Raw genomic sequence first — 12,387 nt, 5'->3', positions numbered from 1 at the left:
GCTCAGGGCAGGCGAGGGAAACGCGACTGGAGGGTCCAGATCGCCGGGTTCTCCGCCAGGTCCTCGTGAAGGTCGGTCAGGTCGGCGAGGAGGTCGTGCAGGAAGTCTCGTGCCTCGCGGCGCAGTTCGGTGTGGGAGAAGGTGAGCGGGGGCTCCTCGGCCGGCATCCAGTCGGCCTCGACGTCCACCCAGCCGAAGCGGCGCTCGAACAGCATGCGGTCGGTGGACTCGGTGAAGTCCAGCTCCGCGTGCTGCGGCCGGGAGGCGCGGGAGCCCATGGGATCCCGGTCCAGCTGCTCCACGATGTCGCACAGCGCCCACGCGAAGTCCAGCACCGGCACCCATCCCCAGGCTGTGGACAGCTCCCGGTCCGACTTGGTGTCCGCGAGATAGACGTCCCCGCAGAACAGGTCGTGCCGCAGCGCGTGGACGTCCGCGCGGCGGTAGTCGGTCTGCGGCGGGTCCGGGAAGCGGTTGGAGAGGGCGTAGCCGATGTCGAGCACGGAAGAGATGGTGTCACGCCCACCGCCCCACCCCTGCTCCCGTCTGCTCCGCCAGCCTAAGATCACTGACATGTCCAGATCCGCGCGCCTTGTCCCGGCGGTCGCCACCCTGCTCGCTCTCGCCCTCACCGGCACCGCGTGCGACGGCGGGGTCCACGGCACCCCAGGGGGCTCCGGCCTGCGCGATCCGTACTTCCCGAAGGCGGGCAACGGCGGCTACGACGTCACCCACTACGCCCTCACCCTCGACTACACCCCCGGCACCCGCCACCTCACCGGCAAGGCCGTCATCACCGCCCGCGCCACGAAGGACCTGTCCGCCTTCGACCTCGATCTCGCCGGACTGGACGTCGACTCGGTCACCGTCGAGGGCAGGCGCGCCCGCTGGAACCGCGCCGGCCAGGAACTCACCGTCCGGCCCCACGACGACCTCGACAAGGGCGAGACGTTCAGCACGACCGTCCGCTACGCGGGCAGACCGAAGACCCTCACCGACGCCGACGGCTCCGAGGAGGGCTGGCTGCGCACCGCGGACGGCGCCCTCGCGCTCGGCGAGCCCGTCGGCGCCATGGCCTGGTTCCCCGGCAACAACCACCCCTCGGACAAGGCGACGTACGACATCACGGTCACCGTCCCGAAGGGCCTCCAGGCCGTCTCCAACGGAGAGTTGACCAGCCAGCGCACCAAGGGCGGCCGGACCACCTTCGCCTGGCACTCCGCCCAGCCCATGGCCAGCTATCTCGCCACGGTCGCCATCGGGCACTACGACATCACCCGCACCACGGGCCCGCACGGCCTGCCCGTCCTCACCGCGGTCGACCCCACCCAGGCCGAGGACAGCGCGAAGGTGCTCGCGAAGATCCCCGAGATCATCGACTGGGAGGAGACCAACTTCGGGCCGTACCCGTTCTCCTCCACCGGCGCGATCGTCGACCGCCCGAAAGACGTCGGCTACGCCCTGGAGACCCAGACCCGGCCCGTCTTCCCCGCCGACCAGTTCGACACCAGCACGCTCGTGCACGAACTCGCCCACCAGTGGTACGGCGACTCGGTCACCCCGAAGAGCTGGCGGGACATGTGGCTCAACGAGGGCTTCGCGACCTACGCGGAGTGGCTGTACGAGGAGGACTTCGGCGACAAGAGCGCCCAGGAGACCTTCGACGAGCTGTACAAGGACGACGACGAGGCCCTGTGGGCCTTCCCGCCGGCCAAGCCCTCAAGCGCCGCGCACATCTCCGACAGACCGGTCTACGACCGCGGCGCGATGGTCCTGCAGAAGATCCGCCAGAAGGTCGGCGACGACACCTTCTACGACATCATCCAGGGCTGGGCCGCCACCCACCGCTACGGCACCGCCGACACGGCCGACTTCACCGCGTACGTGGAGAAGAAGGCCCCGGACAAGGACTTCCGCGAGATCTGGAAGGACTGGCTGTACGGCGACGGAAAGCCGGACCACCCATGACAGGCGGCCCGGCCTTCACTCACCTGCGAGCTAGTTGACGTTCACGGCCTTCCAGGCCGCCGCCACCGCGTTGTACTCCGCGCTGCCCGAGCCGTACAGGTCCGCCGCGGCCTGCAGGGTGCCGGTGCGGGCGCCCGCGTAGTTGGTCGTCGACGTGAAGTACGTGGTCAGGGCCTTGTACCAGATCTGGTCGGCCTTGGCCCGGCCGATGCCGGTGACCGTGGAGCCGTCGTAGGTCGGGGAGTTGTAGGAGACCCCGTTGATCGTCTTCGCGCCGCTGCCCTCGCTCAGCAGGTAGAAGAAGTGGTTGGCGACGCCCGACGAGTAGTGCACGTTGAGGCGGCCGACGGTCTTCGACCAGTAGTCGGCGGAGCTGCCGTCCTTGCTGGGCTTGTCCATGTAGCGCAGCGGGGTGCCGTTGCCGTTGATGTCGATCTTCTCGCCGATGAGGTAGTCACCGGGGTCGGAGGCGTTGTTCGCGAAGAACTCCACCGAGGTGCCGAAGATGTCCGAGGTGGCCTCGTTCAGACCGCCGGACTCGCTCCGGTAGTTGAGCTTCGCCGTGGCCGCGGTCAGGCCGTGGCTCATCTCGTGACCGGCCACGTCGAGCGAGGTCAACGGGTCGTTGTTGTTCGCGCCGTCGCCGTACGTCATGCAGAAGCAGCTGTCGTCCCAGAAGGCGTTGACGTAGGCGTTGCCGTAGTGGACCCGCGAGTAGGCGGCCTTGCCGTCGCCCGCGATGCCGTTGCGGTTGAACGCGGACTTGTAGAAGTCCCAGGTGACGGCGGCGCCGTAGGCGGCGTCGGCGGCGGCGGTCTGGCGGTTGCTGTTCGTGCCGTCGCCCCAGACGTCGTCGGCGTCGTGGAAGAGGGTGCCGGTGCCGGACGTGCCGCCGTTCAGGTCGTACGTCTTGTGGCCACCGCGGCCGCCGTCGATCAGGTCGAAGCCGCCGGAGGCCGACGGGGTGGTGCCGAGCGTGACGGTGCCGCTGTACCGGCTGTTGCCCGTGCCGGTGTCGATGCCCTCGTAGGAGTAGAGCTTCTTGCCGCTCTGCGCGTCGGTGATGACGTGCAGCTCGCTCGGGGTGCCGTCGTGCTGGAGGCCCTTGACGACGGACTCGTAGGCGAGGACCGGCTTGGCACCGGCCGCCCAGACGACCTTGCGGGAGGTCGACGTGGTGGCCTTGGCGGTGTCGGCGGCCTTGAGAGCGGTCTTCTTCGCGCTCGCGGGGGAGACGGCCGCGGTGGTGGTCGGCACGGATATCCGGGCCTTGACCGCCTTGTTGACACCCTTCAGCGAACCGTTCTTCGCGACGTGGGTGACCAGGTCGCCGCCGAGGACGGGAAGCCCGGCGTACGTCCGCTCGTAACGGGTGTGGACGGTACCGTCCACGTCCTTCATCACGTCCCGGACGACCAGCTTCTCCTTGGCGCCGAGGCCGAGTTCCCGGGCCGCTGCACCGGCGTGCTGCTGGGCCGACTCGATGGCGGCGGCGCGGGCCGTGGCGCCGAGCGGGAGGGCGGTGGCGCCGGGGGTGTGCGTGGGGGCGGCGGTGGCGGCGCCGTTCTGCAGCGCGAGGACGACCATCGCGGCCGAGCCGACCAGGGCGGCGGCGCGCACGGCGGTCTTGCGGGGAGCGTGGGGCTGCTGTCTCACTCGATCTCCTTCAGGCCGGTCTCCGTGGGGTGGAGACGCAGGCAGGACACAGGGGATGCACAGAACTGCGGCGGCGAGGAGAGAGTGACATCAAGAACGGCCTGTTTGACAGGTCGCCGACAAGACTTTACGTGTTTGTATCCGGAAGATGCGGTCTGACATCCGATATGCGGACATGGGGGGCGAGGAAACAACTCCCCTTAGATCCAGCGCGTTTGACGCCCGCGGTGTCACACCTCGCGCGCGTCAGCCTTCCCACTCGTCCAGCAGCCGCGCGAGGTCCGGCGGCCACACCGGCTCGGCCTCCTCGGCCAGTTCCCGCCTGTTCCACCAGCGCCAGGTGAGGATGCCGTCAGCGGTGTGGGCGGCGGTCAGGTCGGGGCCGGTCGGTTCGCGGTGGGGGCCGTGGACGACATAGATGTGCTCGTGCTGGTGGACGGGGATGCCCGAATGCGTGAAGTCGTGCTCCCAGGTGCACAGGAGAGGGCCGGGCGGCAGGTCGGTCCAGCCGGTCTCCTCGGCCAGCTCCCGCAGGGCGCCTTCGACGGGCCCCTCGCCCGGCTCCAGGCCACCGCCGGGCAGGGTCCAGTGGACGCCGACCTCGACGTTGTCGTAGCGGAAGAGGAGCACCGCGCCCTCGGGGTCCACGACGGCAACGCGGGCCGCCCGCCGAGGCGTCCGCAGGACCTTGCGCAGCACGGCGCACGGGCGGCCGTGGGCGCGGTCGGGGCGGTGGTCGATGATCTCGTAGCCGAGGGCGGTCCAGAACGCCAGCCCGCCCGCGTTGTTGTCCAGGACGGCGAGCCGGACGGCCCGGCGCCCGGCGGCGCGGAAGCGCTCCTCGACCAGCGTGGCGACCCGCCGGCCGTACCCCTTCCCCTGCTCGGCCGCGTCCACCATCAGCAGCCCGATCCACGGGTCCGGGTCGGCCGGGTCGGGGTGCCGCGCGAGTGTGATCACGATGCCGACCACACGCCCCGCGCTGCGGGCGAGCAGCACCTCGGCGTCCGGATGTGCCAACTCGTCGGCCAGCGCGGCTGCCACCTGATCGGGCCGTACGTCGTCCGGGTCGGGGAAGTCGCCGCTGAGCGCGTGGAACTCGTGGTTGGAGGCGTACAGGGCGGTCAGCTCGGTGAGCAGCTCAGCCGGGAGGGAGCCGTCGGTCGACGAGAGCTGTTCGAGGAGCATGACGGGACCCTATCCACTGACCGGCCGCTTTTCTGGGGCGCCGCGGTGCTGGATAGATTTCCGCAGGAGCCACACCATGTTCGGGGAGACGGAAGACGATGACGACCCAGCCACCGCCGTACGGCAACCAGCCTTCTTACGGCCAGCAGCCACCGCCACCACTCCCGCCGGCCACCGCCCAGCCCGGCTTCGGCCCGCCGCCCCAGTACACCTACGCCCCGACCGCACCCCCACCGCAGGCCAGTGGCCCGGAGTTCATGGCGGTCGACCGCCACAACTCGATCGTGGTCGACACCCAGGGTGTGGCCTTCGAGGACCACGGCATGTCCGTCGACTTCCCCTGGCAGGAGATCCGCAGCGTCCACTACAAGGCGAATCCGTCCGGCAAGGCCCTGATGGTGGCGGTGGTCCTCCCCGACGGCCGGTTCTACGAGTGCGTCGTCGAGGCGAAGCCGAGGGCACGGCTGGGGGAGTGGTTCGCCCAACTGTCCGCCGTGCTGGGGTATTACCGGCCGGCGGGCTCGTAGGGCTGCTACACGGCACCGAATGCGGGGACCCCCGGCCGAAGCCGGGGGTCCCCGCACAGCGCGGCGTCCGTCAGACGTTCACGCCGAAGTCCTGGGCGATGCCCACCAGGCCCGAGGCGTAGCCCTGGCCGACGGCGCGGAACTTCCACTCCGCGCCGTTGCGGTACAGCTCGCCGAAGACCATGGCCGTCTCGGTGGCGGCGTCCTCGGAGAGGTCGTAGCGGGCGATCTCGGCGCCGCCGGCCTGGTTGATGATGCGGATGTAGGCGTTGCGGACCTGGCCGAAGTTCTGGCCGCGGTTCTCGGCGTCGTAGATGGAGACCGGGAAGACGATCTTGTCGACGTCGGCCGGGAGGGCCGCGAGGTTGACGTTGATCGCCTCGTCGTCGCCCGCGCCCTCGCCGGTGCGGTTGTCACCCGTGTGGACGATGGAGTTGTCCGGGGTCTGCTTGTTGTTGAAGAACACGAAGTGGGCGTCGGAGTAGACCTTGCCCTGCGTGTTCACCGCGATGGCGGAGGCGTCCAGGTCGAAGTCCGTGCCGGTGGTGGTGCGGACGTCCCAGCCGAGGCCCACGGTGACGGCGGTCAGGCCCGGAGCCTCCTTGGTGAGCGAGACGTTGCCACCCTTGGACAGGCTTACAGCCATGATTGGGAGTCCCTTCCCTTTTAGGTTTCTGTGCCGACGAAGCTACCGTCACCGGGGAGAACGTCGAGGGGGGTCCCGATGGTTCCGGATCCCTTTACCTTTTTTACCAATGCCGAAAACCGGATGACGCGAGGCGGGCCGGACCGGGAACATGGGATGCATGTCCGGGCCTTACCTCATCCGTGGCTCCGTCTCGCTTCCCGAGGCCGAGCTGACGTGGCGTTTCTCCAGATCCTCCGGGCCCGGCGGGCAGCATGTGAACACCAGCGACTCACAGGTGGAGCTGCGCTTCGACCTCGCGGCCACGGAGGCGCTTCCCGAGGTGTGGAAGGAGCGGGCGCTGCAGCGGCTGGCCGGGCGACTGGTCGACGGGGTCGTGGTCGTACGCTCCTCCGAGCACCGCTCCCAGTGGCGCAACCGCGAGACCGCCGCCGTGCGCCTCGCCGCCCTCCTCGCCGAGGCGACGGCCCCACCGCCCAAGCCGCGCCGGCCGACCCGGATACCGCGGGGCATCAACGAGCGGCGGCTGCGGGAGAAGAAGCAGCGCTCGGACACCAAGCGGGGCCGCTCGGGCCGGGACTGGGGCTAGCCGCCCGGCAGTCGCCCCACATCGCCGTCATCGAGATCGTGACCGACCCGGCGCGGCCGGTCACGCTCGTCGTCGAGCCCTTCTAGGCCAGGTTGAGCACGCCGACCGTCTGGTCTCCGCTCGTCTCGCCGTTCTTGCGGAAGCCGAGGCGGAGGTAGAACTCCTCAGGGCCGTCCGGGCCGGGATGCCAGGTGACGTACATCTCCTTGGCGCCCCGGCGGCGGAGTTCCGCGGCGACGGAGTCGACGGCGAAGCGGCCGTACCCCTTGCCCTGTTCCTCGGCGGCGATGTTCAGCCGCCACAGGCCGGAGCGGATCGCGCTGCCGTCGTCGTGCCAGTCGATGTCGAGGAAGGCCATCAGGAAGCCGACCGGGCGGTCGCCGTCCACGATCAGCCGGGGCCAGGCGAGGCCGGCCCGGTGGACATACGCCTCGGCGAGGGAGTGGGCGACCGGTTCGACCGCGTGTTCCTGGTCGGGGCGGATGCGAATGGCGAGAGCGGCTTCGACATTCCGGGGCGTTATCTCTTCCAGATGAGCAGTCATCCGCGCACATTAAGCAGATCGCCGACGGCACAGCCATGGAATTCCCGGGCGCCCGATTACCCCAACTGCCGGTAGCGGCCCCGGAAATACATCAGCGGGCCGCCCTCGGCGCTCGGCACTCGGGCGGTCAGCACCCGGCCGATGACGAGGGTGTGGTCCCCGGCCACCACCCGCTGCTCGGTGCGGCACTCCAGGGTGGCCAGCGCGCCGCCCACCAGCGGGGCGCCGGAGACCTCCCCGCGGAGATAGGGGAGGTCCTCGAAGAGCAGACGGTCGCTGATCCGGCCCTTCATGGCGAAGCGGCCGGCGATGTGACGCTGGCTCTCGGCGAGGACCGAGACCGCCCACAGCGGCTGCTCGTCGAGCAGGTCGTCCATGCGGGCGCCCGTGCGCAGGCTGACCAGCACCAGCGGCGGGTCCAGAGAGACGGACATGAACGCCGTGGCGGTCATGCCGACGTCCTCGCCGCCCGGCGCGGTCGGGTCGTCCGGATCCAGCGGCGGCTCCTGCGCGGTCACCAGGACCACGCCCGCGGCCAGCCGGGACATAGCCGCCCGGAACTCGTCGTTGCTCACCCCCTCAGCATGCCCGGGTGGGGGTCCCCCCTGCTCGAGCGAAGCCGAGAGCTTGGGGGAAGCTGTGGCGGTGAGTGAGGGAGTGTTCAGCACGCCGGAGACGCTAATCTCCGCTCCGTGCGCGCCGCATCGGGCCCTGGACCGAACCGGGTCCTAGGACCCGGGGACCAGTAAACACACACAGGGAAAACGCAGAAACTCCACCCAATTGTTCACGTTCCTCTGTGACTTGAGTCACAAGGGGCAGGAATTGTTGACCCTGTGTACCGAGTGGGCAGCGCGCTGTGATTCAGTGGCGGGAAGCTAAGAGCACGACAAGAACCACCGGGGTAAGGAAGCGCCGAAGACAACCCTTGATTCGCTGCGAGGTCTCGGGGGGAGGGCGAGCATGGAGACCGAGTCGGAGCCGTATGTCCGTCTTGCGTCCCTGCGGCAGCTGCACCAGGTCATGGCCGACATGAACACGGCACGCAGCCTGGCGGACACACTGCAGACCGTCTCCGACGGCGCGGTGAACGCCCTCGGGTACGAGATGGCGTGTGTCAACCTCGTACGCCCCGACGGCGACCTCGTCGTCGCCGCCTTCTCCGGCAACCCCGCCGCCGAGGCCCTGATCACCGGCCGGGTCGGCTCCCGCGACTCCTGGCTGCGCCGGCTGAACATGGGCGAGCAGTGGGGCGACCTGATCTTCATCCCGCACACCGAGGGCTGGGTGCTGGACGACGACGACGTCCCGCAGTGGTACACCGACGGGCCCGCGCCCCGCTTCGAGGACGAGTGGCACCCCTCCGACCGGCTCTTCGCACCGATGTACACGCCCGGCGTGCAGGGCGGCTCCTCCGGTGAGCTGCTCGGCGTCATATCCGTCGACCGGCCGCGCAACGGCCGCCACCCCGGCGCCTGGGGCCGCGAGGCCCTCCAGATGTACGCCTTCCAGGCCGCCATCGCGATCAGCAACGCGCGTCTACGTGCCAATATGCAGCGCGCCCTGGTCCGCCTGGAGCGCGAGCAGCAGGCCCTCAGGGCCAGCGAGGAAAGCTTCAGGCAGGCCTTCGAGTACGCCCCCTCCGGCATGGCGATCGCCGAGATGGGCGGCGACCAGCACGGCCGGATCCTGCGCACCAACGACGCCCTGTGCCGCCTGCTGGGCCGCCCCGCCTCCGCGATGCGCCGCTACTCCTTCTCCGACCTCGTCCACCCCGAGGACATCGGGACCCTGCTCAGGACCTCCGCCGAGGGCGGCCGCGCGGAACTGCGCCTCGGCCGCCGCGACGGCTCGTACGTGTGGGTGTCGCTGCGCAACTCGGTCGTCGCGGACGCCGCCGATGGCCCCCGCTTCCTGCTCACCCACGTCGAGGACATCGAGGAGCGCAAGCGCCGCGAGCTGCAGCTCGCCCACCGCGCCTCCCACGACTCCCTCACCGGGCTGCCGAACTCCGCCGAGCTGCGCTCCCGGCTGTCGGCACGCCTCTGTCAGCGCCCGACCCACGCCGGCGCCCTGGAGTCCCTCGACGCGGCCTACGGCCACCCCGCCTTCGACGCCCCCGCCGGGCACGGCTTCGACTTCGCGTCGGGCGCGGAGGCGTACGACGGGTTCGACCACCACGTCCACACCGTCGCCCCCGAGGACGACCACGACGACGGCACCAAGGGCCTCGCGGTCCTCTTCTGCGACCTGGACGGCTTCAAGTCGATCAACGACCGCTTCGGGCACAACGCGGGCGACGCGGTCCTGATCGAGGTCGCCCGCAGGCTCTCCCGGGGCGTCCGCGACGGCGACACCGTGGCGCGCCTCGGCGGCGACGAGTTCGTGATCCTCGCCGACGGCCTCGGCAAGGCCGACGCCCAGGACCTCGCCGTACGCCTGCGCAACGAGATCATCCAGCCCATCCGCGCCGAGGGACGGGCCGTCCGGGTGGGCGCCAGTTTCGGCATCGGCTGGGCACACTGCGGCATGACTGCGGACGAAGTGTTGAAGTCAGCCGACGAACGGATGTACGTAGAGAAACGATCTCGTCCCAAACAGCACCGGCGCGCCGGATGATCCGCAGGTCAGTGAGTTGATGCGGTCCGAGTCACCCGTTTGGGTCAGCCAGAGCGGGTAGGCTCGCCATTCCAGACCTGTACCGCATCCACCCGCACCTGCTGAGGAGACCAAGGGATGACGCCCGGCGAAAACAGCCCGAGCACGCCCGAGGACGACGACCCGTTCGGCTATCTGTACGCCGACGGTCAGGCCAGAGGGGCCCAGCCGCCGTCCGGCGGGTACGGCTACCCGAACTCGGTCAGCAGGGTGCGTTCGGTCGGCGAGCGCACGTACGGCGGGCAGCAGGCGCAGCCCGGCGTCTCGCAGCAGCAGGGCACGTACGGTCAGCCGAACGCCCACTACCAGGCCCCGGAGACGCTCCCCGGCGGCGCCCCGACGAGCAGCCGGCCCGCGCCGACCCCGGCCCGCGGCGGCCCGAACACCAAGGGCCTGCTGATCGGCGCGATCGCCGTGGTCGCCGCCGTGGTGATCGGCATCAGCATCGCGATGCTCAACGACAACGGGGACGACAACAAGTCCGGCAACCAGGCGGGCGCCTCCCCGACTCAGTCCCAGACCGGCAAGCCGAGCCCGTCGAGCAGCAGCTCGGCGGCTCCGGGGGAGCTGCCCAAGTCCGACGCGAACGCCCTCCAGCTGGCCGGCGGGGCGACCAAGCTGTCGGACGTCAAGGGCGCGCAGGCGGCGGGCGGCGTCTATGTGGGCGGCCTGAACACGGTCGGGTCCTCGGTGACCTGGACGTTCAACAACATCCCCGAGGACGGCGCCTACACCCTCTTCGCGCACTTCAGCGTGCCGGGCCAAGACCAGGAGATGACGGTCACCGTCAACGGCAAGCCGTTCGGCTCGAAGCTGCCCTTGAAGAACTACGCGCATGCCAAGGACGGGGACTTGGTCAACGGCTGGACCACGACCTACGTGTGGCCCACCCTCAACAAGGGCCCCAACACGATCTCCATCTCCTGCCAGCCCGGCGACAAGTGCAACGCCCTTCTGGACCAGCTGTGGATCAAGAAGGGCCAGGTCAAACGTTGAGGCAGCCCTAGGCCGCGCTGACCGCCCCGGTCACCGCCACCCGCCCCACCAGCTCCTCGTACGCCGCCAGGTCGAACTCCCCCGCCGCCGGGGCCCGTACAGTCGCCGCCGACAGCGCGACCGCCCGGGCCAGTCGCTCCGGCCACGGCAGGTGTTCCACCAGGCCCGACAGCAGGCCCGCGACCGCCGAGTCGCCCGCGCCGGTCGGGTTGCCGTGGACGCGGGCGGGTGGGGTGGTGCGCCAGTGGCCCTCGGGGATCACGGCGAGCAGGCCCTCTGCGTCCAGCGAGGTCACCACCACCTGGGCACCAGGCTGGCACGCCGCTGAAGGGACGCCGGTACGGCCGTTGCCACGCCAGGCGCCCCTCGTCATACATCGGCCATCGGCGCCTACGACTTCGCAGCGCGGGCCCGCGCCTCGTGCACAGCCTTGCGCAGCGGCACCGCCTCGGCACACTCCTCACCCAGGCTGATCCGACACCCTGCGGTGCACTTCCTCACGTGGGTGGCCCAGGCAAGCCACTCCTGCTCGTCCACGAGGTGCAGTACCGGAATGTCGTCGTCAATCATGATTCGCCCCATCGCTCAGGGCGACGAACACGTACGCACGCACCGGGTGCTCTACTGCCTCCCACCGCCCCCAGTCGGGCGGCTCGGAGCGACTCCCATTCCTGGGCCCGGTGGGCCTCCGACCGCCCCAACACGCCTCCTCCGGCAGCAGGGGCAGCCCTTGCCCACTCCACCGCAGCCGCTCGGCCTGCCTCGCCCAGCGCATCCAACGGGCCGCGTTGGGGTTGGGGCGCCAGTACCGGGGCGCCTCCGGGGCAGAACTCGACGGTGGTACGCAGCCGTTGGCTGCTGTTGTGGGCCTGCCTCGCGTACGCGACTGGGGCGGCCTTGTCCGTAAGACACCCAGGATTCCGAGCACCCAGGCGATAGGGTTACGCATGTTGATAGCTCCTTGGCTGGCTGTTGACACTCCGCCCCGCAACGGCCCGGCAGCCGTTGTGGGGCACTTTTGTTCACTTGCAGTCGTTCCCAGCGCCGAATTCCTTCTCGGCCCACACGGTTTTCCCGGCACCCTCCGGCCGCACGCCCCACTTGTCGGACAGGGACTCGACCAACAGAAGTCCCCTTCCCCCGCCTCCCAGCCCATTGGGCTCGCCCAGCACAGGCATCCCATTGCGCTGGGTGTCCCGCACTTCAATTCGGTAGACGTTGCCGGCCTTTTCGATGGACATTCCGATCTGCCGACCGGAAGTACCCGGCACTCGTCCGTGAGTTACGGCGTTCGTCATTAACTCACTGACAACAAGCGCGAGATCACTTGCGAATCCGGTCTCACGGCCGATACCACAGGAGCTGAGGAAGGCGAGGCTGTCCGCACGGGCACGGGCTACTGATCGTGGGGTGGTGGGATACTGACAGCGAGCAAACGGTTCGGGCATGACAGATAACCCCCTGGGGCATGGCAGCTGACAGTGAGCGATCGACTACGAACAGGGCGACATTTGTAAGCTTGCACGCGGACCGGCAAGTTGCAAGCTTACAAACGACGTTCACTGCATCGAGTGCACGCCCAGGCGATCGAAGTCGACGCCGTGCACCGCTTGAC

General features: G+C 69.6%; 13 protein-coding genes and 1 pseudogene. 5 read left to right on the top strand and 9 right to left on the bottom strand.

Annotated elements, in window-relative coordinates:
* Positions 1 to 2: 2 nt before the first annotated feature.
* Positions 3 to 503, bottom strand: a complete 501-nt coding sequence (locus tag ACFY3C_RS31355; protein ID WP_386573677.1) for a hypothetical protein — start codon at positions 501 to 503, stop codon at positions 3 to 5.
* A 70-nt stretch (positions 504 to 573) separates the two neighbouring features.
* Between ACFY3C_RS31355 and ACFY3C_RS31350 the strand changes: the two genes are divergently transcribed.
* A complete protein-coding gene (locus tag ACFY3C_RS31350; protein WP_386573676.1) occupies positions 574 to 1,968 on the top strand; it encodes a M1 family metallopeptidase in 1,395 nt (464 codons plus the stop codon).
* A gap of 30 nt (positions 1,969 to 1,998) precedes the next feature.
* Here the strand turns inward: ACFY3C_RS31350 and ACFY3C_RS31345 are convergent, their stop codons facing one another.
* Together ACFY3C_RS31345 and ACFY3C_RS31340 are read right to left on the bottom strand one after the other, a co-directional pair.
* On the bottom strand, positions 1,999 to 3,555 hold the full coding sequence (locus tag ACFY3C_RS31345; protein WP_390773290.1) for a M4 family metallopeptidase: 1,557 nt from the start codon (positions 3,553 to 3,555) through the stop codon (positions 1,999 to 2,001).
* 315 nt (positions 3,556 to 3,870) lie between these two features.
* A complete protein-coding gene (locus ACFY3C_RS31340) occupies positions 3,871 to 4,812 on the bottom strand; it encodes a GNAT family N-acetyltransferase (protein ID WP_390773165.1) in 942 nt (313 codons plus the stop codon).
* A 98-nt stretch (positions 4,813 to 4,910) separates the two neighbouring features.
* Between ACFY3C_RS31340 and ACFY3C_RS31335 the strand changes: the two genes are divergently transcribed.
* Positions 4,911 to 5,339, top strand: a complete 429-nt coding sequence (locus ACFY3C_RS31335) for a hypothetical protein (protein WP_386573674.1) — start codon at positions 4,911 to 4,913, stop codon at positions 5,337 to 5,339.
* A gap of 70 nt (positions 5,340 to 5,409) precedes the next feature.
* Here ACFY3C_RS31335 and ACFY3C_RS31330 read toward each other — a convergent pair whose 3' ends face one another.
* Positions 5,410 to 5,985: a TerD family protein gene (locus ACFY3C_RS31330; RefSeq protein ID WP_389176608.1), complete on the bottom strand. Its 576-nt coding sequence runs from the start codon at positions 5,983 to 5,985 to the stop codon at positions 5,410 to 5,412.
* Positions 5,986 to 6,136: 151 nt separating this feature from the next.
* On the opposite strand from ACFY3C_RS31330, the gene arfB reads away from it, so the two are divergent.
* Complete coding sequence (arfB, locus tag ACFY3C_RS31325) at positions 6,137 to 6,574, top strand: alternative ribosome rescue aminoacyl-tRNA hydrolase ArfB (RefSeq protein WP_116129476.1); 438 nt, start codon at positions 6,137 to 6,139, stop codon at positions 6,572 to 6,574.
* Between the two features lie 82 nt (positions 6,575 to 6,656).
* Here arfB and ACFY3C_RS31320 read toward each other — a convergent pair whose 3' ends face one another.
* Both ACFY3C_RS31320 and ACFY3C_RS31315 read right to left on the bottom strand, forming a co-directional pair.
* The gene (locus ACFY3C_RS31320; RefSeq protein ID WP_386573665.1) at positions 6,657 to 7,118 is read right to left on the bottom strand and encodes a GNAT family N-acetyltransferase; all 462 of its coding nucleotides are present in this window, start codon (positions 7,116 to 7,118) and stop codon (positions 6,657 to 6,659) included.
* 56 nt (positions 7,119 to 7,174) lie between these two features.
* The gene (locus ACFY3C_RS31315; protein WP_390773164.1) at positions 7,175 to 7,786 is read right to left on the bottom strand and encodes a flavin reductase family protein; all 612 of its coding nucleotides are present in this window, start codon (positions 7,784 to 7,786) and stop codon (positions 7,175 to 7,177) included.
* A 295-nt stretch (positions 7,787 to 8,081) separates the two neighbouring features.
* Between ACFY3C_RS31315 and cdgB the strand changes: the two genes are divergently transcribed.
* Entirely contained in the window at positions 8,082 to 9,737 is a 1,656-nt protein-coding gene (gene cdgB / locus ACFY3C_RS31310) for a diguanylate cyclase CdgB (RefSeq protein ID WP_386573663.1), read from the top strand.
* A 117-nt stretch (positions 9,738 to 9,854) separates the two neighbouring features.
* On the top strand, positions 9,855 to 10,772 hold the full coding sequence (locus ACFY3C_RS31305) for a carbohydrate-binding protein (RefSeq protein ID WP_390773163.1): 918 nt from the start codon (positions 9,855 to 9,857) through the stop codon (positions 10,770 to 10,772).
* 7 nt (positions 10,773 to 10,779) lie between these two features.
* Here ACFY3C_RS31305 and ACFY3C_RS31300 read toward each other — a convergent pair.
* The 3 genes and pseudogenes from ACFY3C_RS31300 to ACFY3C_RS31290 all read right to left on the bottom strand — a co-directional run.
* Positions 10,780 to 11,082, bottom strand: a pseudogene (locus ACFY3C_RS31300) (PfkB family carbohydrate kinase); the annotation flags it as partial.
* A gap of 80 nt (positions 11,083 to 11,162) precedes the next feature.
* Positions 11,163 to 11,342 carry a hypothetical protein gene (locus tag ACFY3C_RS31295; RefSeq protein ID WP_390773162.1) on the bottom strand — a complete coding sequence of 60 codons (180 nt, stop codon included), beginning with the start codon at positions 11,340 to 11,342 and terminating at the stop codon, positions 11,163 to 11,165.
* A 452-nt stretch (positions 11,343 to 11,794) separates the two neighbouring features.
* Entirely contained in the window at positions 11,795 to 12,220 is a 426-nt protein-coding gene (locus tag ACFY3C_RS31290; RefSeq protein WP_390773161.1) for an ATP-binding protein, read from the bottom strand.
* Positions 12,221 to 12,387 lie beyond the last annotated feature (167 nt).

This window comes from Streptomyces sp. NPDC001410, from assembly GCF_042895235.1.
Taxonomy (GTDB): Bacteria; Actinomycetota; Actinomycetes; order Streptomycetales; family Streptomycetaceae; genus Streptomyces.
The sequence above is the reverse complement of the archived record's forward strand: the minus strand, read 5'-3'. Positions and strand labels throughout refer to the sequence as shown.

Bases quoted from the DNA above. Each gene is read 5' to 3' on its own strand.
- ACFY3C_RS31350 (WP_386573676.1), top strand. From the start codon at position 574: ATGTCCAGATCCGCGCGCCTTGTCCCGGCGGTCGCCACCCTGCTCGCT.
- ACFY3C_RS31345 (WP_390773290.1), bottom strand. From the start codon at position 3,555: ATGGTCGTCCTCGCGCTGCAGAACGGCGCCGCCACCGCCGCCCCCACG.
- ACFY3C_RS31340 (WP_390773165.1), bottom strand. From the start codon at position 4,812: ATGCTCCTCGAACAGCTCTCGTCGACCGACGGCTCCCTCCCGGCTGAG.
- ACFY3C_RS31335 (WP_386573674.1), top strand. From the start codon at position 4,911: ATGACGACCCAGCCACCGCCGTACGGCAACCAGCCTTCTTACGGCCAG.
- ACFY3C_RS31330 (WP_389176608.1), bottom strand. From the start codon at position 5,985: ATGGCTGTAAGCCTGTCCAAGGGTGGCAACGTCTCGCTCACCAAGGAG.
- arfB (WP_116129476.1), top strand. From the start codon at position 6,137: ATGGGATGCATGTCCGGGCCTTACCTCATCCGTGGCTCCGTCTCGCTT.
- ACFY3C_RS31320 (WP_386573665.1), bottom strand. From the start codon at position 7,118: ATGACTGCTCATCTGGAAGAGATAACGCCCCGGAATGTCGAAGCCGCT.
- cdgB (WP_386573663.1), top strand. From the start codon at position 8,082: ATGGAGACCGAGTCGGAGCCGTATGTCCGTCTTGCGTCCCTGCGGCAG.
- ACFY3C_RS31305 (WP_390773163.1), top strand. From the start codon at position 9,855: ATGACGCCCGGCGAAAACAGCCCGAGCACGCCCGAGGACGACGACCCG.
- ACFY3C_RS31295 (WP_390773162.1), bottom strand. From the start codon at position 11,342: ATGATTGACGACGACATTCCGGTACTGCACCTCGTGGACGAGCAGGAG.
- ACFY3C_RS31290 (WP_390773161.1), bottom strand. From the start codon at position 12,220: ATGCCCGAACCGTTTGCTCGCTGTCAGTATCCCACCACCCCACGATCA.